Source organism: Pseudomonas viridiflava, assembly GCF_900184295.1.
Lineage (GTDB): Bacteria > Pseudomonadota > Gammaproteobacteria > Pseudomonadales > Pseudomonadaceae > Aquipseudomonas > Aquipseudomonas viridiflava.
In genome coordinates, this window is sequence record NZ_LT855380.1 from 3753814 (window position 1) to 3773044 (window position 19231).

The window sequence follows — 19231 nt, forward strand, 5'->3', positions numbered from 1 at the left end:
AACGGTACGAGTACCACGTATGAGCGACGCTTTTGTTTGCCAGCGCCTGACTGCATTTGGCACAGCGCAGGGTTGTGACCCCGCCGAATTGAAAAAAGCCCGTCCAGATGAATATTTTTTTGATCCTCTTGACAGAGGGTTTACGCCCGTAGATCCGGAGGTAAGTCAGCTTGCCTTTCTAATAGCCACTCGCCTGCACCGTTCATCACAACATTGGTCCTCCCCCTTTTCAGTTTCATGAGCTTTACTACAGCGAAACCCTCCGTTTGAGTGTTTTCACTCACAAACGGCTGAAATTTCTCACGTTAATACGGGCACTGGCCGATATACACAAAGTGGTAGCTACAAATTGCAGGCTCAAAAACCGTCAGTTCGACAACTTATTGGCTACGCTTCAGCAAACTCCGTAAAGAAGGTGTTTTTTTGACTCTGCGCTTGAACGACACAGCTCACACGAAGATTCGGCACGGGTGCCGTAGGGTTACAGGAAGTAAGGACGCATTATGAGGTTGCAACCGGTAGACAGCCTGTCGCTCACTCGCACCAGTCTGGTGGAGTATTTTCTGTTCGGTATCCGCATCGCGCATGCGCTCGCCTGCATGCTCCCCGGCCTGCTGCTGGGTGCGTTCATGCCGGACGGCGTGATGGAAAAACCTCAGAACTACCTGGCGATGCAGGTCTTCTTCGGCATTGTCGTGGTGCTGATCTTTCAGGCCATGGGCGTGTATTCGGAGGCGCTGTTCAGCAACGCCCTGCGCCTGCGCTCGATCGTGATCGCCTGGTCGGCGTCGTTCGGCCTGCTGCTGTTCATGCAACGCACCCTCGGTCTGTTCGGCAACCTCTCCAACGACCATCTGGTGTTCTGGTATGTGGCCAGCCTCTTCCTGTATTGCGTTATCCGTTTGCTGATGCTGGCGCTGTTCAAGCACCAGATGCGCAAAGGCGTGTTTCTGCAGAACGCCGTGATTCTGGGAGCCACCGAAAACGGTATGCGTCTGGCCGAGTACCTGCTCCAGCATCAGGACATCCGCTCGGGGGTGATGGGCTTCATCGATGACCGCATCGGCCGCATGCCCAAGACCGTCGCCAACCTGCCGCTGCTGGGCAACACCAGTGATCTGGAGCGGTTGATCCGCGAAGAGAAAGTCACCCAGGTACTGGTTGCCCTGCCCTGGACCGCCGAAAACCGCATGGACCACATCATTCACGAGCTGCGCCGGTTTCCGGTCAACGTGCTGCTGGTGCCGGACATGGTCGCGTTTCGTCATAGCCATAACCGCATCACGGAAGTGGCCAAGCTGCCGATGTTCAATGCCTCGGACGTACCGCTCAACGGCTGGTCTCCGTTCATCAAACGCGCCGAGGACATTGTGCTGTCCTCGCTGGCGCTGCTCGCACTGTCACCGTTCATGCTGCTGGTCGCACTGGCGATCAAGCTCGACTCACCGGGTCCGGTGTTCTTCAGGCAAAAGCGCTACGGCTACAACAACCGCCTCATTGAGGTATTCAAATTTCGCTCGATGCATCAGCACCAGGCCGATGCAACGGCGGAGCAACAGACCACCCGGGGCGATGCCAGGATCACCCGGGTCGGGCGTTTCATCCGCAAGACCAGCCTGGATGAGCTGCCACAGCTGTTCAATGTGGTGGCAGGCAGCATGTCGATGGTGGGCCCACGCCCCCATGCGACGGCAACGAAAGCGGCAGGCATTCTTTTCGAGCAAGCGGTGAAGGAGTACACGTCGCGACATCGAGTCAAACCCGGCATCACCGGACTGGCTCAGATCAACGGCTATCGTGGGGAAACAGACACCGTGGAAAAAATCGAAAAACGCGTCGAGTTCGATCTTGAGTACATAGAAAACTGGTCCGTCTGGTTCGACCTCTACATCCTTATGCGCACTGTTCCGGCAGTGCTCTTCACTCGTGAGGCTTATTGATGAGCACCCTCATTCCCTGCATCATCGCCGGCGGCTCCGGCACCCGTTTGTGGCCTGTCTCCCGTGAAGCCATGCCCAAGCCGTTCATGCGCCTTCCCGACGGCGAAAGCCTGCTGCAGAAAACCTTCAAGCGCGCGGCCGCCCTGCCCCATGTCGAGCGCCTGCTGACGGTGACCAACCGGGAAGTGTATTTCCGTACGGTCGATGACTACCGACAGTTGAACAAAAGCAAGGTCAGGCTGGATTTCATCCTCGAGCCTTTCGGGCGCAACACTGCCGCTGCCATTGCTGCTGCCGCAGTACATGTCACCCGTTTATACGGAGGCGACGCACAGCTGCTGGTGCTGCCTGCCGACCATCTGATCACCGATATCGAAGCCTTTTCCCGCGCCGTATCGGCTGCGCAAGAGCTTGCCTCGCAAGGCTGGCTGGTGACGTTCGGCATTCTGCCGACCAAGCCGGAAACCGGTTTTGGTTACATCGAGAAAGGCCAGTCGCTCAATGCCGACGCGTACCAGGTTGCACGTTTCGTCGAGAAACCCGATGCGGCGAGCGCCCAGGGTTATCTGGACGGCGGCCTGCACCTGTGGAACGCGGGAATGTTCTGCCTGCGCGCCGATGCGGTTTTGCGCGAGCTGGAAACCCACGCGCCGGATGTGCTGAGCGCCGTCAGGGCCTGCCTGGAGCTAAGCGTAAGCAAGGAAGGAAACCGGGAATTGCAGGTCGAACTCGACAGCGAATCGTTCGGCCTGGTGCCGGATATTTCCATCGATTACGCGCTGATGGAGCGCTCCGACAAGGTGGCGGTCGTGCCCTGTGAACTTGGCTGGAGCGACATTGGCTCATGGGAAGCCGTTCGCGAACTGAGCGGTGCCGACGCCCACGGCAACCAGTGCAACGGCCAGACCGTGCTGCACGACGTGACCAATTGCTACATCGATTCGCCCAAGCGGCTGGTCGGCGGTATCGGTCTGGACAACCTGATCATCATCGACACCCCGGACGCGCTGCTGATTGCCGATGGCACACGCACTCAGGACGTGAAGGTCATCGCTCAGGAGCTCAAGCGTCAGGGCCATGACGCCTATCGCCTGCACCGCACGGTCACTCGCCCCTGGGGCACCTACACCGTTCTGGAAGAAGGCAAGCGCTTCAAGATCAAGCGCATCGTGGTCCGTCCGCAGGCGTCGCTTTCGCTGCAGATGCACCACCATCGCAGCGAGCACTGGATTGTGGTGAGCGGCATGGCAAGGGTCACCAATGGCGAACGCGAGTTCATGCTCGACACCAACGAGTCGACCTTTATCAAGCCCGGTTTTACCCATCGACTGGTCAACCCCGGCGTTATCGATCTGGTGATGATCGAAGTGCAGAGCGGTGAGTACCTGGGCGAAGACGACATCGTGCGCTTTACCGACGTCTACGGGCGCGTACCCGAGCAGACCGTGAAAATCTGATCACGCTTCCCACGGGCAAGGCCGCTGATGGCGGCCCCGCTTTACTCGACATTGAGGACTGGACCCACCCGAAACGAACCTGGCTGTAGCCCTACACATGATTTTATTACCCGAAAGGGAGCCGTATTCGTGCATGAAAGGAGTTCAGGATAAATGAAACGCATGATGCTGATCGTCAGCCTATTGCTGCTTGGCGCTTGTAACACACCCTCAAGGGTCGGTCTGCCCGACGATCCGGCGCAGATCGAAGCAGGCCAGGCAGCCGGCAGGGCGCTGGCGGGCAAGCCGTTGCCACCGGAGCGCATCCGCCCCGGTGACACCTTGCGCATTGTGCGTAATACCGGAGAGTCGCCGTCCATCTCGGCGTTCACCGCCAACTCGATCTATGAGCTGACGCTGTTTCAGGTGCTCAACGACGGGACCTTTTCCTATCCGTATATCGGCACCGTCAAGGCAGCCGGTCTGACGCTCCAGCAACTCAACGACCTGCTGGAAAGCAAGCTGCAGAACGTCTATCGCGAAACGGCCCTGACCATCAACATCTCCCAGTCACCGGGCAATACGGTGTTCGTGGGCGGCGCGGTGCGCAACTCGGTGACCCTGCCGGTCAATGTGGCCACCAGCCTGGCCCAGGCGATTGTCGGTGCAGGCGGTGTCGCGCTCGATGCCGATGCGTCTCAGGTGGCCCTGTTGCGCCAGGAGGACGACGGCCTCTACAAGACCTATTTCTTTGACTACAGCAAGTTTCTCTGGGCAAGCGCAGGCGGCCCCACGGCGCCGGTTCTGCTCAAGCGCGGCGACATCGTGTTCGTTCCCAAATCCACGGTCGGCAACAAGGTTGACGGCGTAACCCTGTACTTCAACCAGTTGATCCCCTTCGCGAAGTCGATCGGGCTGGGTCTGAACTACGAGCTGCGCAACAACAATTAATTGTCAGGGAAACAGACATGATCAATATCCGCTCATTTCGCGACCTGCTGCGCCTGCTGTTCATTTTCAGGCGTGAGGTCAAGATCACCGTAGTCGCGACCTTCGTCGTTGTGCTGCTGGGGGCCTTGCTGCTGCCCAACCGTTACGAATCCACCGCATTGCTGCTGGTCAAGCCCGGCCGGGACAGCAGCACGGTGCCCATCGAGCTGTCCAACCGTCAGGCCATCGTGGTGCCCAGCGCGTTGCGCGACCCTTTGCTGGACGAGGAGCGCATGCTGACGGGGCGCCCGATCATGCGCAAAGTATCGGAAAAATACCTGGCTGAACTGTCCCGTGCCGAACCCGAAACCGGTGTTCTGGCGTCGATCAAGAACGGTCTGAAAAGCGTCGTCGGCGCCGTGGTAGGCGCTGGTCGCAGCGTGCTGCAATTAATCGGGCTGGTCGAACAACGCACTCAGGCCGAACGCATGGCCGAAGACTTGGAAAAGAACTTCAAAGTCCGTCACGAGCCCGGCTCGTCGGTCATGGAGCTGACCTTTACCTGGAACGACCCGACCACCGCGCAAACCGTACTCAAAACCTGGATCGAAGAGTATCAACTGCAACGCACCAAGACCCTGGGTCGCGTCAGCTTGTATACGTTCTACGAATCGGAGGTCAAGAACACCGGTGACAACATCATTTCGTACAAGAAGCAGATTCAGAACTACCTGAATCAGTTGAGTGCTGTGAGCATTTCCCAGCGCCTGGCCGACACTTCACAAGGCCTGAACGATCTACGCACCGAGCGTAACAATACGACCCGCGCCATTGCCTCAACCAAGGCCGGGCTGGACCTGCTGAAGAAACAGCTAGCCGCACAACCCAAGACGGTGTCCGCCGGACGGGAGCTGACCCTCAACCCCAACCGCCAGGACCTGCAGAACCGCATCAACGGCAAGGAAGTCGAGCGTCAGGAACTGTTGCGTTCGTTCAAGGAACAGGCGCCGCCGATCCGCGCAGTGAACGAGGAAATCAACAACCTCAAGAAACTGCTCAACGAGCAGGACGCCACGGTCCAGCGTTCGGAAAGCATCACGCCCAACCCGATCTACAACCGCATGCAGAACGTGTATGCCGACCAGCAGACCAGCTTCGCGCGTCTGCAGACCCAATTGACGCAGCAGAATACCCAGATCGCCCAACTGGAAGCCGACCGTCAACAGGCGCTGAATCTGGAGCCTGAGCTGTCGCGCCTGCAGAACGAGCTGGATGCCGCCGAGAAAAGCTACGCGCTATACACCGACAGCCTGGAAAAGGCGCGCATCGACCGTGAGCTGGACAACAGCCAGATCAGCAACATCGCGACCATCGAAGAAGCCACCTACAACCCCAGCCGTGTTTTCCCGAAAAGCCTGCTGATGGTGCTGCTCGCCTTCCCGCTCAGTCTGGTGGTCGGCGCGCTGGCCCTGTACTTCTTCTACCTGCTGGATCAACGCATCCATGACGGCGACAAGATCGAGAGCACGTTCAAAGTGCCGGTCTGGACCACCCTCCCCGATCTGGAACACGCTCAGGAACGTAGCGCTGCGTTTATCTCCAACCTGCATCGGGTGTACGGCATCCTGCCGCTGGATCAGGTGGACGAGAAAGGTCTGACACTGGGCTTCACCTCTGTGAAAGCGGGCGCCGGCGTATCGTTTGTGATCGAGCGTCTGGCTGCGCTGCTGATCGAGCAAGGGCATCAGGTGCGCACCGAAAATCGTGCGCCTGCACGGCCGGGCGAGATCGTGTTGATCAACGCATCCGGGGTATCCACCAACCAGGAAGCCTTCGTGTTGCTGCGCAACGCCGACCTGATTCTGCTGGTGGTGCGGGCCAAGGACACCACGGTGCCGATGCTCGAAGACACCTTGCACAACCTCAATACCGCGTTCAAGAAAGTCGACGGCGTCATCATCAACCGTCGGCGCTTTGAAGTACCCGAGAACGTGTTGAAATTTCTCAAGCGTATCGGGAGCCGTGGCTGATGCGTATTGCCTTGCTCGCCCCGCTGCCGCCCGAGCAGAACGGCATCGCCGACTATGCGGGCCATCTCAGGCAGGCCCTCGAAGCACTGGGCCTGCAGGTGGTGACACCGTTGCAGGGGGTCGGCAACGATCCACGCGCTGCCACCCAGCGTGTGGCCGAAACCGACTGGAGCGCCATCGACGTGGTGCATGCCGAACTGGGTGGCGGTCGACTGGCCGAGTTCCAGGCGTTGCGCGCGTTGCAACGGCGCTTCCCGAAGCTGCCGCTGACCGCCACCGTGCATGACCCGGAGCGTCTGGTCTGGCGCCGGGAAAAGCTGCCCTGGCCGTTGTCGATTGCCAGTGGGATGCGCTCTCCACTGCCGGAAATGGCCACCGTGCTGGCCGATCCGTTGTGCCTGCATGAAGAACGCCAACTGGCCCGGCACATGACCCGTCTGGTGACACTGACCCAGGCAGGCAGCCAAAGCCTGCGCCAACGCATGGGCCTCAAGCCTGCACAGATGGAAGTCATCAGCCACGGCAACATGGACATCGCTCCGGCGCCGTTACCGCCGATGAAACCGTTGCGTTTGCTGTACTTCGGCTTCATCTATCGCGGCAAGGGCATTGAAGACCTGCTCGATGCACTGGCCAGCGTTTTTACCGAAAAACCCGCCCTGCGCTCGACCGTGCGCCTGACCCTGGCGGGCGGCAGCGAGCCGGAGATGGCGTTCGGTCCGTCCGGCAGCTATCTGGAGCAGTTGCGGCTGCGCATCCGTCAACTGGGTCTGGTGGACCTGATCGACTGGCAACTGGACCTGCCTGCCGAGCAGATTCCGCAGGTCATCCAGGCACATCATGTGATGGTCCTGCCCTACCGCGAATCGAGCAAACTCAAGGTGCTGGGCAAGTTGCGTGGGACCAGCGGCGCGCTGTCGTGGGCCGTGGCCTGCGGTCGAGGCGTGATCACCTCCGACGCGCGCTCGTTCGCCGAAGAGGTGTCGCACGGTAACGGCATGATCTATCCGCAGGGCGATGTTCAGGGGCTGGCCGATGCGCTGGTGAACGTCTGCACTCACCCGGAGCGCATCGCCCAATGGGCCGAAAAAGCTTCACTGATGGGTCGGGCCAGAGTCTGGAGCCACACCGCCGAGCGATTCCAGAGCGTATTCCGGCAAGCCTGCGAGGTGCATTGAGATGGCGCATCGTTCAACCATCCTGCGGTCCGTGGCCGCCGCCCTGATCAGTGCCACGCTGGCCACCGCCAGTCAGGCCGCGACCGTCCTGAAAGCACCGCGGCCGGTGGTCTGGCAGGACTTTCTCGGCGTCAACGTGCAGTTCCAGTACTTTGCGCCGGACATCTATCAGCAACAGATGGCGCGCCTCGACGAGCTGGGATTGAATTGGGTTCGCCTGACCATTCACTGGCCCGTCATCGAACCGCAGAAGGACAAGTTCGCGCTGTCGGAGCTGGACGCGGCGATGGAAGCGATCAAGGCGCATCACTACAACACGCTGGCCTATATGGTGGGCTCGGCGCCCTTCGCCAGCAGCGCACCGCCCGGCGCGACGGGTCGTGACCAGTATCCGCCCAAGGATTTTTCCACCTTCGCCGCGCGCATGGTGAGCCTTGCCCAGCGTTACCCGCAGGTGAACAACTGGCAGGTGTGGAACGAGCCGAATATCGTCTGGCTGCCCAAGGAAGACCCGGCAGCCTATGGCCGGTTGCTGACCACCACGGCCCAGGCGCTGAGGACCGCGCTGCCGGAAAAAACCATCGTGACCGCAGGCATGGCGTACTACAGCCAGATGCACAGCACACCGGGCTACATGCTGCAGAGCCTGCTCGACGGTGGCCTGGGCACACAGAACATCGTGGCGGCCTACCACCCGTACTCCGAATACCCCGAAGGCGATTCGGTCCCGGACCGGGATTTTCTGGTGCGTGCCAATGCCATGAACAACCTGCTGCACAGCAATGGCGTCAGCCAGGTGTGGGCCACCGAGTGGGGCTGGTCGAGCTACGACGGCCCGGTGGAAATGCAACGACTGATCGGCACGTCCGGTCAGGCCGACTACACCCTGCGTCGCCTGGCCCTGATGAGCGCTCTGGATTTCCAGCGCATCTTCCTGTTCAACCTCAGCGACCTGGACGAGCGCGCCTCGGCCCGCGATCAGGGCTATGGCCTGCTGGATCTGCAGGCCAGCCCCAAACCCGTCTACACCGCACTGAAGAACTTTCTGACCATTACCGGGCCGCGCCTTACACCGACTGATCCGCCCGCCGTCAGCCAAGTGCCCGATGACCTGTACGCCGTGGCCTGGAGTCGTGAAGACGGCAAACATCTGCTGATGGTCTGGAGCGCCTCGGGCGTCAGCCTGACCTTTCCCGCCATCAACGACGCCATCGTGCATGACCCGCTGACCGGCAGCCGGATTCCCTTGTCCGCCACCAAGGGCATCACCCTGGCGCTCAAGCCGACCCTGCAAATCCTGGAATGGAAGCCTTGACCATGCGGATACTCTGGACGCTCCCCTACCTGCCCTGGCCCACCACCAGCGGCGGCAAGACCCGGGAATATCACTTGCTGCGCAATCTGGCCGCGCGCGGCCATCGCATCACCTTGCTGGTGCAATCCAAGACGGCGCTGGATGACAGCTGCCGCTCGGCGCTGGAGCCTTGGCTGGAGCGTTTGATCGTGGTTGAGCGACGCCCTCTGCACAGCCTCAAGACCCTGATGGCCGTCGCGCTGGCAAAGCCGCCGATGCTCGCCAGCGTCAACGGCTATGCGCCAAAGCTGGAAAAAGTATTCGAAGAACTGCTGCATGAAGACTGGGACGTGATCCAGCTTCAGCACACCTATGCCTTCCAGCCGTTCGAGCAGGCGCTCAAGCGCTCTGGTAAACCATTCGTGCTCACCGAGCACAACGTCGAATCAGACCTCGGCGCCGCCAGTTACGAGCGCATACCGCGCTGGGCCAATGCGTTCGCGGTGTATGACCGCTGGCGTTACCGCCGCTGGGAAACCCGCGTGTTCCGTCAGGCAGGCGAACTGGTCGCCGTGACCGAAGACGATGCCAAGGTCCTCTCACGCCTGAGCGGCAAGGCGACGTCCTTCGTGGTCAACAGTGTCGATTGCGGCTACTACGCCAGCGTGCATGCCGACCGCACGAGCCGTCGCCTGCTGTACATCGGCAATTATGAGTACGGCCCCAACATCGACGCCATCGAATGGGCACTGGACGAGATCATGCCTCAGGTCTGGGCCAGATCGCCCGACGTGCGCTTTGCCATCGGCGGTTTCGCGATGCCTGAGTCGTGGCGCGAGCGCTGGCCGGACCCACGCATCGAATGGCTCGGATTCGTACCTGACCTGCGCGCGTTGCAGACCACCACGGCAATCTTCTTCGCACCCCTGCGTCAGGGTGGCGGTTCGAAACTCAAGACGCTGGAATCGATGGCAGCCGGACTGCCCATCATCACCACCAGTCAGGGCGTTTCCGGTCTCGCCGTCACCAACGGCGAGCACTATCTGGGCAGCGAAGAAGCTGCAGGGTTGGCGAACCTGATCATCGACAACATCGAAAAGCCCATGCTCCTGGACAGGATCGGCGAAGCCGCGCGCGTCTACGTGCGCTCCCGCCACGACTGGTCGGTCTCGGCGTCACAGCTGGAAGTCATCTACACCCGACTCACGCACACAGGCAAGGATCGCGCTCATGCGTATAGGACTTGATTACCGCGCAGCAGCCGGTTACCCCGTCAGCGGTATCGGCCGCCAGAACTTCGCACTCGAAGAAGCCTTTCGCGCCCACCCCGATGTTCAGTTGCAACTGTTCGGCGTGGCGCCTTATGACCACCCGATCCGACGACTCATCCATGCGCCGCAGTGGGCCACGCCACTGAATTCGGTGCACCGGATACCGGACCGGCTGCGCTTCGAGGGCGTGTTCCTGCCGCGCGCCCTGCGCGACGCAGACATCCAGATCTACTTCGCCAACATCAACATGGGGCTGCCACTGGGTCGCAAACCGGCGGGGCTGCGCTATGTGTTGCAGTTGCACGATGTGTTTCAGATCACTCAGCAGAACAACCATGGATCGCGGCTCAAGGCCCGTGTCTATCGCCTGACTGACTACCTCTCGATTGCCCACTCGATCCGGGTTGCCGATCAGGTCTGGCTGCCGTCGAGCTACACGGCGAGCGAAGTCCTGCGCCTGTTTCCCAAGGCGCGGGACAAGATTCGCATCGTGCCGCTGCTGGTCGAGGGCTTCAAGGGCGAGGCGGCCGATATCGGCTCGTTGAAACTGCCGCAGCGCTACTGGCTGTGCGTAGGCACTCGCGAGCCGCGCAAGAACATCAAATGGTTCGTCGATGCCTGGCAGACGGCACGCATGCAATTTGTCGACACCCCGGATTTGGTGCTGGTCGGTGGTGACGAACCGTTGACCGAGGCCCAGCGTCAGCTTCAGGGTCTGCACGTACTGACCGGCTTGAGCGACGCCGAACTGCACGCCGTTTACCGTGACGCGGATCGTCTGTGGCAACCGTCGCTGTGCGAAGGCTTCGGCCTGCCGGTCATTGAAGCGTTGAGCGTTGGCACCCGCGTGGCCGTCGCGACCGGCTCGTCGCTGGATGAAATTTCACCGCCCGACAGCCCGCACTTCTCACCCACCGACAGCGCCAACCTGATTCACCTGATGGGCACACTGTCGAACGCCCCCGCAGAAGATCCGGAGGTCTCGAAAGCCTGGGCAGCCCGCTACAACCTCGACGCGTTCTGCAAGCAGGTGCATGCCACGCTCGAGGAGCTTCGCTGATGCCGATGGCCATGCCCATAGGACTGTTCTTCAGTCTGCTGTTCGGCGTGATGATCTGGATGCTGCCGGTACCGTTCGTATTGCTGGCGGCCGTCGGTGCCGCCTCGGTCATCACCATCATCAGACGCCCGGTACGCGGGCTGCTGCTGTTTGGTGTGATCGCGACGTTCATTCCCTACTCCACGGTACAGATCGGCATCCGCACCACGGTGTCCGAGGCCTTGATCATGCTGACCTGGGGCAGCTATCTGCTGCAGGCAATGATCCAGCATCAGGCCCGAATCCCGAAGATGCTGCGCACCGAGCGACTGCTGGTGGCGCTGATGATGTTCAGCGCGTTCCCGTTTCTGATCGGCGAACTGACCGTGGTGGCTGAAGGTAACGGACCGATCAATTGGGTGCGCTGGCTTTTCAACCTGTCGGTCCTGTTTCTGGTGCCGCGCCTGCTGGTGGACCTGCAGACACTGGAAAAACTCGTCATCGCCCTGCTCGGCGGCACCCTGATGCTGTTATTGCTGTCGATTCCGATCTACGTCTTGAGCGGTTCGGCCCTGAGCATCACGCCCGTCCTCAGGGTCATGGGCTACAGCGGTGCCGATGTGCTGGGCGAAGCCTTGCTGTCACTGTCCAGCCGCATGGGCTCGCCATGGATGCACCCCAACGTGGCTGGCGGCGCACTGGCGATGCTGTTGCCGCTGGCGTTCTGTTTCGGCATGACCCGCACCGGCTCTGCCCGCATGCTGGGCCTGTCGGTCGCGGCGCTGGGGGCTCTCGGGCTGTTGCTGACCGGATCGCGCGGCGCACTGGTGAGTCTGGTCATCGTCATGCTGTGGATGACCCGTCGGCGCATTCCGCATCTGGGCAGGATACTGATGGGCGGTGCGGCGGCAGGCGTGGTCCTGATGATGTTCTATCCGCCGCTGCAGGACCGGTTGATGAGTCTGTTTTCCGACGACGACACCAGTACCGCGATCCGCTTTCTGGAATACAGTCATTTCCCCGATGCGATGGCCACCTTCCCGTTCGGGATCGGCTTCAAGACCGACCCGCCGGTCCTCGGTTACACCGACTTCGGGATATCCAACCTGTGGCTGAACTTCATCTACAAGATGGGCCTGCCAGGCATGCTGCTGTTCATCGCCATCACGGTCAGCTGGTGGAAAGAAGTGCGTCCGCCAGCCGGCCGGATCGTGCTGACCCCGGAAAACGCGATCAACCTTGGCTGCATGAGCGGCGTGCTGGCTGCCCTGTGCAGCGGCCTGTTTGACCACTATTTCAGTTTTACCAGCGTACTGGTCGCGCTGTTCTGGTTGTTCATCGGCATCAGCCTGCACGAAAGCAGGCGCCTGCGTGCCACAGCCGCCAGACCGCAGCCATCCCCCGTCGCCTTACCCGAGCAGGGAGCCGCCACATGAAACATCGCATGATGCACTCGCACAATCTGCGCGACGCATTGCCTGATTACGCCCGCAAGATGGGTGTGCCGCTCGAAGAGTTGCAAACCACCTACCAATGGATGCTGGACAACGAAGTGTGCTTCGAAACACGCGTCAAGGACACCACCCTGTCGTTCATCTGCTACCTGAACATCGAACCGCGGATCGAGCCGCCGCTGGCCCGGCGCTTCTATCGCCTGCTGGCCAGCGAAACCCTGGGCGCGCTGATCCCGCTGTACGGCATCAACTGGCCGACCCTTCGCGACCGGATGCTGCGCACCTGGGAGCAGGTGTACAACATCCTGATCTGCAAGATCCCCAGCCACACCCTGCGCCTGTTCTGGCTGCGCATGGGCGGGGCGAAGATCGGCAAGGGCTCGACCGTATGGCGCAACACCGAAGTGCTGGGCGTGGACAGCCTGCGCATCGGCAACGACACCACGGTGGGGTGGCATTGCCAACTGGATGCAAGGGGCGGTCTGGTGATCGGTGATCACGTCACCATTGCATCCCACGTGCTGATCATCGCTGGCGGGCACGACCTCAACGAGCCCGAATTCTGGGCTGTCGGCGGCCCGGTGTTCATCGGTGACTACGCGTGGATCTGCAGCCGCGCATTGCTGTCGTTCGGCGCCAACATTGGCGAAGGTGCCGTGGTCGGCGGCAACAGCGTGGTCTCCAAACCGGTGCCGCCCTACGCCATTGTCAGCGGGCCGAATGCTGAAATCAAAGGCGAGCGCGCCCGCAATCTCAATTACAAGGTGGGCGGCAAAGGCCTGTTCACCCTGTTTCACTGACAGAAACGACGACGATGCTGGGTTCGACACTGTGGCTGACACTGGCCACCCTCACCGGACTGGCCGCAGGCTTCGCCCGCGAGTGGCTGCTGGTTGCCGCCTGGGGCGCTGGCGGGCAAAGCGACGCGTTTCTGGTGTCGATGTTTCTGCCCGAAGCCCTGCGCATGTCGCTGGCCGCCGGGCTGCTCAGCGCCGCTGCCCTGCCGCTGTATCAGCAACGCTCGGCGGACGGACAACAACGCTGGCTGGGCGCAATGGTGCCGCGCCTGACGCTGGCGGGCGTCCTGCTCAGCGCTCTGCTGGCGCTGGGTGCCGGTCTGCTGGTGCGCCTGATCGGGCCGGGGCTGGATGCAGACGGTTACGCTCAGGCGAGCAGCGGACTGCGCTGGCTGGCCTGGTGCGCGCCCGGCTTCATGCTGCACGGCCTGCTGTGCGTACCGTTGCAGGCGCGATCGCGTTTTGTGCTGGCCGGGCTGGGTTCATTGCTGTTCAACCTGCCGCCGGTCATCTATCTCGCTGTTCTCGGTCATGCCGCCACTCCCACGGGACTGGCGAGTGCCTGCGTGCTGGGCAGTCTGCTGATGCCGGGCGTGCTGTTGCCGAGCCTGTATCGCTCCGGCTGGCGGCCCTGGCAGTGGCAGGCCGAAGCAGGCGTGGTGCGCGAACTGTTGCAACGCATCGGGCCGCTGTTGAGCAGTAACCTGGCCAGTCAGGGCCTGGCGCTGCTGGAACGGATGGTCGCATCGTTGCTGGGTGAAGGCGCCGTCACCTGGGTCAATCTGGCGCGCAAACTGATCAACCTGCCTCTGATCGCCTTGATGAGTCTGAATCAGGTGTTGCTGGGATTGATGAGCGGCAGCGCGGGCGATCAACGCCTCGGCCTGTTGAAGCGTGGACTGGGCAGCGCCACTCTGTTGACCCTGCCTGCTGTCGCCGGTCTGATCGGCGCAGCGGGCGCATTGGTCGTGCTGCTGTTGCCCAACCAGACCCATGACGGTCCGCTGCCGGGGTTGCTCGCATGGTTTGCCGTGCCGCTGATGTTCGGGGCCTGGAATGCGCTGTTGGCGCGTTACGCCTACGCCGCCAGTGACACGCGCCTGCCGCTCAACTGCGAACTGATCGGCAGCCTGTGCAACGCCGTGCTGCTGGGCGTGCTGCCCTTGATGTTCGGCCTGACCGGCATCGCCATCGCCGCGCTGGGCGGCGCGCTGGTGACCGGCATTCTGCTGATGCGCCGCCAGTCGCTGCTGAGCGCTCTTCCGTGGCGCAGCCACTGGCTGCTGGCTACGGGACTGATGGTCGTAGCTGCGCTGGTGCTGCATCCGTTGCAGAACACCTGGCTGCAACTGGGGCTCAGCGCTGCGTATGGCATGCTTTTGCTGATAGGTCTGGCGCTGTGGCTGAAGCCGTGGCGGGTCGTGATTGATCAGGCCTGAAACAGCGCTTTCACGGGGCAAACACCGAACTGTGGGAGGCGGCTTGCCGGCGATCTGCCGGGAACCGGCAGCAAAACCTGCACACGCGGTGTGTCAGATGCATCCTGGGGCCGCTGCGCAGCCCATCGCTGCCGTCGTAACCTCCGAGAGCTCCCACGCCCTTCGGGCAGAAGCAGGTGTGCGTGCATTTCAGTAAATTACAGTGTTTGACAAGAGGCAGGTTTTCCCCGGATCACGCCTCACCCGCTGATTCGCTGCACTGCGCACTGAATCGCTGCAGGCTGGTCGAGACAAACTTGTCGCGGTGACGAATCAGGAAGAACCGGCGGGTCAGCGGTGGCAAGGGGCTGTTGAGGATCTGCAGTTCGCCGCTCGCCAACAGATCAGCCACCACGCGACGGGACAGGCAACTGATGCCGATCCCTTGGGCCAGGGTCCGTTTGATCGCTTCGGAGCTGCCCATCTGACGCATGTCTTCCAGGTCGTGAAGGTGCCTGAGCAACAGATGCTCCACCTCGCCACGCGTCCCCGAACCCGGCTCGCGCAGCAGCCACTCGGCGTGTTGCAGGTCACTCAGCGACACTTGTTTCTGCACGGCCAGCGGATGATCACGCCCGGCAACGATGACCATTTCGTCGACCAGCCAGGGTTCGGCGATCAGCTCGGGCAGGTGACACGGTGCCTCGATCATCCCCATGTCGATCTCGAATTGCGCGACCTTGCGGGCAATCAGGGCGCTGTTGCCGATGTCCATATCCACCCGCAACGAAGGCGCCGAGGTGCGCAGCGCCGCAACGATCTGTGGCAGCACGTAATTGGCAATGGTGCTGCTGCAGCCGATCCGCAACCGGGTGTTCAGACCGGCAACGGGCAACAGAAAGCTGTCTTCGATCTGCTGGGCGCTTTCCAGTATCTGCCGGGCCTGAGGCAACAATGCGTGTCCGTTGTCATTCAAGACCAGACGCTTGCCGACCCGATCGAATAACCGGGTACCCAGCGCGCTTTCCAGCTCGTTCAAGGCCGCGCTGGTCGCCGATTGTGAAAGTGATACGGCAAGGCCTGCGCCAACGGTGCTGCCGTGCTGGGTGACGGCGCAGAATATCTGCAACTGACGCAGGTTGAGTTTCAAGCGATGACTCCCGAACACAGATCAACCTGAATAACAGGTAACTGGAACCGAGATTACCCGTTTAGAGAATTGTTCGCACGCCCGTAAACTGATGACATAAACCCAGGCCGTCAGCAGGAGAATGTCATGAGCAGGCTTGCAACCGTTATCGAGGGCATCGCTCCCCTCGCCTCGTTATCGAGCCAGCGCGAAGCTGTCAGGCAATTCACCCCCAACTGGTTTGCCGTGACCATGGGCACCGGTGTCCTGTCTCTGGCGCTGGCGCAACTGCCCGGCGACATCGCATTGTTGCGCAATGTGGGCGAAGCCCTGTGGTTCTTCAACATCGCCCTGTTCGTGCTGTTCAGCGTGATGTACGCGAGCCGCTGGTTGCTGTTCTTCGATGAAGCGCGGCAGGTGTTCGGGCATTCGACGGTCTCGATGTTCTTCGGCACCATTCCCATGGGTCTGGCGACGATCATCAGTGGTCTTCTGGTGTTCGGACCCGAACGCTGGGGCGCTGGCGTGATTCCGGTGGCCGAAGCCCTGTGGTGGCTGGATGTGGCGATGGCCATGGCCTGCGGCGTGTTGATCCCGTTCATGATGTTCACCCGCCAGGAACATAGCATCGAAAAGATGACCGCTGTCTGGCTGCTGCCCGTGGTGGCTGCGGAAGTTGCCGCTGCCTGCGGCGGCCTGCTGACTCCGCACCTTACCGACACTGCGTCGCAATTCACGGTGCTGATCACCAGCTACGTGTTGTGGGCCTACTCGGTGCCGGTGGCGCTGAGCATTCTGGTGATCCTGTTGCTGCGTCTGGCGTTGCACAAACTGCCCCACGAAAGCATGGCCGCCTCGAGCTGGCTGGCGCTGGGGCCTATCGGGACAGGCGCGCTGGGCATGCTGGTGATGGGCAGTGACGCGCCTCAGGTGTTCGCCGCACACGGCCTGGCGTCGGTCGGCGAAGTGGCCGCGGGGGTCGGCGTCATCGTCGGCACGCTGTTCTGGGGCCTCGGCCTCTGGTGGATGGCGTTGGCTGCATTGATCACGCTGCGTTATTTCAAGGCCGGCATCGAGTTCAATCTGGGCTGGTGGGCATTCACCTTTCCGCTTGGCGTGTACGCGCTGGCGACGCTGAAACTGGGATCGATCCTGCAACTGGGCTTTTTCGACCAGTTCGGCATGGCGCTGGTCGCCCTGCTGGTGCTGATGTGGACGCTGGTTGCAGCCCGGACAGTGGCAGGCGCATGGCGAGGCCATCTGTTCGTTTCACCCTGCATTGCCAAGTGCCAGAACAGCCCACGTTAAAGGTCCATCTGCCGGGGCACTGAACACACCTCTTTAAGGGTCTGGCGCAGCCAGCGGTGCGCCGGGTCCTTGTCGAAACGCGGGTGCCAGGCCTGATTGACCGACACGGTTTCCAGCGCCAGAGGAATGGCAAAGGCACGCATCTTGAGGCCCAGTTGCTTCAGTCCCCAGAGTACTGGCTCGGGCAATGAGAGGATCAGATCAGACTCGGCCACCCCGAAAATCGCCGAGTGAAAATGCGGCGTGATCAGCGCGATACGCCGTTCCAGCCCCAGCTCTGCCAGCGCCGGATCGATCGGCCCGCGAGCACGACCTCTGCGGGACACGCTGACGTGATCGAACCCGGCGAATCGCTCGGGTGTGATCGGTCCGTCGAAGATGGGATGGCCTTCACGTGCCAGACCGCAGAAGCGAGTGTTGAACAGGTTCTGAATCTTGATCTCCGGACCGAAATTGAGCCGTGACGAGATGTACAGGTCGATCCTGCCTTCGCGCAGCGCGTCATCGTCGTCAGCCCCTTCAGGCACAAAACGCAGGGTGCAGCCGGGCGCACCGATGCGGATCGCCTCCAGCACATGGGCACCGAACGAGCCGAAGAACACGTCGTTGGAGCGCACGTTGAAACAGCGCTCCAGGGTGCTCATGTCCACTTCATCGCGGGTCTGAAACACCTGAGCGGCCTGTTCGACCAGTTCGCGCACCTGCGCCTGCATGGCCAGCGCACGCGGCGTCGGCACCAGCCCACGACCGGCACGCACCAGTACCGGATCGCCGGTGGCCTCACGAATCCGCGTCAACGTGCGACTCATGGCTGCCGGGCTGAGGTGCATGCGCCGCGCTGCGCCAACCACGCTGCCTTCGTCGAGCAACGCATCAAGGGCGATCAACAGGTTCAGGTCGGGCAACTGCATAAGGCTATCCGCTGGCAAGGTGCGCTGATGATAGCGCGACTGGCCCGCTGCGGCAGACTGCGTGTAGAGCCCCGCCGGGCACATTCCTTGAACTTAAGCGGTCGCTGGAACGCCTCATTCAGACACTTCAGCGCAGAGCCTACTCATGCACACCTCACACTTCGCCGACAACCACGGCGCGCACGACCAGCGCATCGTCATCAATACCTACACCACGGTACTGCGCAGACCCGGCGTACCCCACGAACTCTTCGCCACTTACTGGCGTGACGTGCATGGCCCTTTATGCGCGCGTCTCGATGGGCTTGGCTGGTACGTGCAGCATCACCTGTCCCGCGAACAGGACGCCCACCTGTGGCCGATCATCGAAGGCGTCAAGCCACTGGAAGGCTATGTGCTGGATGGTGGCGTGGAGATCGGTTTTCTATCGGCTGAAGACCAGCAGCGCTTCCAGAAGGCCAGCGCGATTCTGTTTTCCGATGAACAAAACATGTTCGACGAAACCCTGGCCTATGACGTGCCGGATGGTTCGAGCACGTTGATGGATCGCTTACCGGAACCTTCGCCCAACGAAACCTCGACTCTGGATCGTCTGCACCTGCACTTTCATCTGAATCGCGACAACCTTGCCGCTGCGCGCGAAGCCATCGACACCCTGGCTCGCGATCTGGCCGGTCTGGACGAGGTGCTCAAATTGCGCCTGCACCTTGCGCAGCCCTACGACAACGACCAGCCCGCGCCCCCTGCGCCGGACGTCGCCCATTACGCCAGCGAACCGCGCCTGAACATCGTGTTCATGGAAATCACTTTCGAATCGGCCTGGACCCGACGCACCTGCTATGCCAGTGAACGCTTCAAGGCAATCACCCATGGCATCAGTGCCCACGTGAGCCACATCACCCCGTTTGCCGTCAGCGGCGTCTACACCTACGTGCGTGACGGGGTCATGACCACGGCCGGTATCCGGGGCAGTCGCCAGGCCCAACTGATTCGTCAATTGGGCGCCATCAACCAGACACAGCCTGAAGTCGAGACACTGTTTGGTGCCGCCCCAGCCGATGAAACACCCGAAGAGTGACAGCAGGACGACCGGCTT

15 protein-coding genes and 1 pseudogene are annotated in these 19231 nt (G+C 61.5%); 14 read left to right on the forward strand and 2 right to left on the reverse strand.

Annotated elements, in window-relative coordinates; all coding sequences use genetic code 11:
* The first annotated feature begins 19 nt into the window (after window positions 1-19).
* The 12 genes and pseudogenes from CFBP1590_RS27640 (at window position 20) to CFBP1590_RS16910 (ending at window position 14808) form a co-directional block, all read left to right on the forward strand.
* The gene (locus tag CFBP1590_RS27640; RefSeq protein ID WP_145958178.1) at window positions 20-241 is read left to right on the forward strand and encodes a hypothetical protein; all 222 of its coding nucleotides are present in this window, start codon (window positions 20-22) and stop codon (window positions 239-241) included.
* Window positions 242-503: 262 nt separating this feature from the next.
* Window positions 504-1940 (forward strand): undecaprenyl-phosphate glucose phosphotransferase, encoded by a 1437-nt coding sequence (locus tag CFBP1590_RS16860; protein ID WP_029243737.1) that lies wholly within the window; start codon window positions 504-506, stop codon window positions 1938-1940.
* Window positions 1940-3397, forward strand: a complete 1458-nt coding sequence (locus CFBP1590_RS16865) for a mannose-1-phosphate guanylyltransferase/mannose-6-phosphate isomerase (RefSeq protein WP_029243738.1) — start codon at window positions 1940-1942, stop codon at window positions 3395-3397. The genes CFBP1590_RS16860 and CFBP1590_RS16865 overlap by 1 nt, the downstream gene beginning before the upstream one ends.
* A gap of 153 nt (window positions 3398-3550) precedes the next feature.
* On the forward strand, window positions 3551-4327 hold the full coding sequence (locus CFBP1590_RS16870; protein ID WP_029243739.1) for a polysaccharide biosynthesis/export family protein: 777 nt from the start codon (window positions 3551-3553) through the stop codon (window positions 4325-4327).
* Between the two features lie 17 nt (window positions 4328-4344).
* Window positions 4345-6336, forward strand: coding sequence for a GumC family protein (locus CFBP1590_RS16875; RefSeq protein ID WP_088235547.1), 1992 nt, complete (start codon window positions 4345-4347; stop codon window positions 6334-6336).
* Window positions 6336-7514: a glycosyltransferase gene (locus CFBP1590_RS16880; RefSeq protein ID WP_088235548.1), complete on the forward strand. Its 1179-nt coding sequence runs from the start codon at window positions 6336-6338 to the stop codon at window positions 7512-7514. Before CFBP1590_RS16875 ends, CFBP1590_RS16880 begins: the two co-directional genes overlap by 1 nt.
* A 1-nt stretch (window position 7515) precedes the next feature.
* A complete protein-coding gene (locus CFBP1590_RS16885) occupies window positions 7516-8829 on the forward strand; it encodes a cellulase family glycosylhydrolase (protein WP_088235549.1) in 1314 nt (437 codons plus the stop codon).
* Window positions 8830-8831: 2 nt separating this feature from the next.
* Window positions 8832-10048: pseudogene (locus CFBP1590_RS16890) on the forward strand (glycosyltransferase family 4 protein).
* On the forward strand, window positions 10039-11139 hold the full coding sequence (locus tag CFBP1590_RS16895; protein WP_043304422.1) for a glycosyltransferase family 4 protein: 1101 nt from the start codon (window positions 10039-10041) through the stop codon (window positions 11137-11139). Before CFBP1590_RS16890 ends, CFBP1590_RS16895 begins: the two are co-directional and overlap by 10 nt.
* On the forward strand, window positions 11139-12554 hold the full coding sequence (locus CFBP1590_RS16900; RefSeq protein WP_029243744.1) for an O-antigen ligase family protein: 1416 nt from the start codon (window positions 11139-11141) through the stop codon (window positions 12552-12554). Before CFBP1590_RS16895 ends, CFBP1590_RS16900 begins: the two co-directional genes overlap by 1 nt.
* Window positions 12551-13372 (forward strand): acyltransferase, encoded by an 822-nt coding sequence (locus tag CFBP1590_RS16905; protein WP_029243745.1) that lies wholly within the window; start codon window positions 12551-12553, stop codon window positions 13370-13372. Before CFBP1590_RS16900 ends, CFBP1590_RS16905 begins: the two co-directional genes overlap by 4 nt.
* Before the next feature lie 14 nt (window positions 13373-13386).
* Window positions 13387-14808, forward strand: coding sequence for a lipid II flippase MurJ (locus CFBP1590_RS16910; RefSeq protein ID WP_088235550.1), 1422 nt, complete (start codon window positions 13387-13389; stop codon window positions 14806-14808).
* Between the two features lie 232 nt (window positions 14809-15040).
* Here CFBP1590_RS16910 and CFBP1590_RS16915 read toward each other — a convergent pair whose 3' ends face one another.
* Window positions 15041-15937 carry a LysR family transcriptional regulator gene (locus CFBP1590_RS16915; RefSeq protein ID WP_025994536.1) on the reverse strand — a complete coding sequence of 299 codons (897 nt, stop codon included), beginning with the start codon at window positions 15935-15937 and terminating at the stop codon, window positions 15041-15043.
* A gap of 126 nt (window positions 15938-16063) precedes the next feature.
* Here CFBP1590_RS16915 and CFBP1590_RS16920 point away from each other — a divergent pair, with 126 nt between their 5' ends.
* Entirely contained in the window at window positions 16064-17224 is a 1161-nt protein-coding gene (locus CFBP1590_RS16920) for a TDT family transporter (RefSeq protein WP_088235551.1), read from the forward strand.
* Here the strand turns inward: CFBP1590_RS16920 and CFBP1590_RS16925 are convergent.
* Entirely contained in the window at window positions 17221-18135 is a 915-nt protein-coding gene (locus CFBP1590_RS16925) for a LysR family transcriptional regulator (protein ID WP_088235552.1), read from the reverse strand. The genes CFBP1590_RS16920 and CFBP1590_RS16925 overlap by 4 nt on opposite strands.
* Window positions 18136-18280: 145 nt before the next feature.
* Between CFBP1590_RS16925 and CFBP1590_RS16930 the strand changes: the two genes are divergently transcribed.
* Window positions 18281-19213, forward strand: a complete 933-nt coding sequence (locus tag CFBP1590_RS16930; protein WP_088235553.1) for an EthD domain-containing protein — start codon at window positions 18281-18283, stop codon at window positions 19211-19213.
* Window positions 19214-19231: the final 18 nt, after the last annotated feature.

Excerpts from the sequence above, each read along its gene's own strand:
- CFBP1590_RS27640 (WP_145958178.1), top strand. The coding sequence starts at position 20 with ATGAGCGACGCTTTTGTTTGCCAGCGCCTGACTGCATTTGGCACAGCG.
- CFBP1590_RS16860 (WP_029243737.1), top strand. The coding sequence starts at position 504 with ATGAGGTTGCAACCGGTAGACAGCCTGTCGCTCACTCGCACCAGTCTG.
- CFBP1590_RS16865 (WP_029243738.1), top strand. The coding sequence starts at position 1,940 with ATGAGCACCCTCATTCCCTGCATCATCGCCGGCGGCTCCGGCACCCGT.
- CFBP1590_RS16870 (WP_029243739.1), top strand. The coding sequence starts at position 3,551 with ATGAAACGCATGATGCTGATCGTCAGCCTATTGCTGCTTGGCGCTTGT.
- CFBP1590_RS16875 (WP_088235547.1), top strand. The coding sequence starts at position 4,345 with ATGATCAATATCCGCTCATTTCGCGACCTGCTGCGCCTGCTGTTCATT.
- CFBP1590_RS16880 (WP_088235548.1), top strand. The coding sequence starts at position 6,336 with ATGCGTATTGCCTTGCTCGCCCCGCTGCCGCCCGAGCAGAACGGCATC.
- CFBP1590_RS16885 (WP_088235549.1), top strand. The coding sequence starts at position 7,516 with ATGGCGCATCGTTCAACCATCCTGCGGTCCGTGGCCGCCGCCCTGATC.
- CFBP1590_RS16895 (WP_043304422.1), top strand. The coding sequence starts at position 10,039 with ATGCGTATAGGACTTGATTACCGCGCAGCAGCCGGTTACCCCGTCAGC.
- CFBP1590_RS16900 (WP_029243744.1), top strand. The coding sequence starts at position 11,139 with ATGCCGATGGCCATGCCCATAGGACTGTTCTTCAGTCTGCTGTTCGGC.
- CFBP1590_RS16905 (WP_029243745.1), top strand. The coding sequence starts at position 12,551 with ATGAAACATCGCATGATGCACTCGCACAATCTGCGCGACGCATTGCCT.
- CFBP1590_RS16910 (WP_088235550.1), top strand. The coding sequence starts at position 13,387 with ATGCTGGGTTCGACACTGTGGCTGACACTGGCCACCCTCACCGGACTG.
- CFBP1590_RS16920 (WP_088235551.1), top strand. The coding sequence starts at position 16,064 with ATGAGCAGGCTTGCAACCGTTATCGAGGGCATCGCTCCCCTCGCCTCG.
- CFBP1590_RS16925 (WP_088235552.1), bottom strand. The coding sequence starts at position 18,135 with ATGCAGTTGCCCGACCTGAACCTGTTGATCGCCCTTGATGCGTTGCTC.
- CFBP1590_RS16930 (WP_088235553.1), top strand. The coding sequence starts at position 18,281 with ATGCACACCTCACACTTCGCCGACAACCACGGCGCGCACGACCAGCGC.